This is a genomic window from Arachnia propionica, from assembly GCF_003859805.1.
Taxonomy (GTDB): Bacteria; Actinomycetota; Actinomycetes; order Propionibacteriales; family Propionibacteriaceae; genus Arachnia; species Arachnia propionica_C.
On the sequence record NZ_RQZG01000052.1, the window covers coordinates 1 to 660 of the forward strand.

Genomic DNA, 660 nt, shown 5'->3' on the forward strand with positions numbered 1-660 from the left:
ACAAAGGCCAGAACTCACCGAGAGCGAACGAAAAGCCCAAGTGGCCGAGATCGGGACGGTGAGGGCCGGAAGCCAAGTCGCAGCACCCATTCTTGCTGGAGCAGCAGCCGGAGCAGCCATCGGAGGACCAGCCGGTGTTGTGGCTGGTATCGGAGTCGGACTCGTGCTGAGCATCCCAGCTGGCGAGGGAAAGAACCTCGGAGATCGTCTGGCTGATGCCGTTGAGGGCGGCTGGAACTGGATCAAGGGGGTCTTCAGTTGACACTCCTCTCACCGCCCTCGAACGCGATGTCAGACCCCATCATGTTGACCATCCACATCGTCTTTCTCCTCTTCGGCATCTTCAGCCTTGCCCTTGGCCGACTCCTCCACACGGAGCCCATCCCTCGATTCGTCCCCGGATACAGAGGATGGTCTTCCTGGATTCTGGCCGCCCCCTATGGTGGCTTCGGGGTGATGGGCATGGGCATCATCGGGTTCATGCCACACCTACCACCGCTCCCCCTCCCACTTCTTCAGGTCTTTGCGCTGGCGGTCATCGCCTCTTTCCTCACCTTCTTCCTCGGTTTCTTCATCTGGTTTCCCCGCGTCCTGCTGCCCCGCTGGTACCCCCGCGCCGTGAAGGCAGGCGTGCCTCGCCATGATCCGCTCCTCATGGGA

At 61.5% G+C, this 660-nt stretch carries 2 protein-coding genes; both read left to right on the forward strand.

All coding sequences use genetic code 11. The features are described 5' to 3' along the window. On the forward strand, positions 1-262 hold a 262-nt coding region (locus tag EII34_RS16380; RefSeq protein WP_221620336.1), incomplete at its 5' end, for a hypothetical protein. 41 nt (positions 263-303) lie between these two features. Then, positions 304-660 (forward strand): hypothetical protein (locus EII34_RS15745; protein WP_185711402.1); only part of this gene is annotated, 357 nt, incomplete at its 3' end.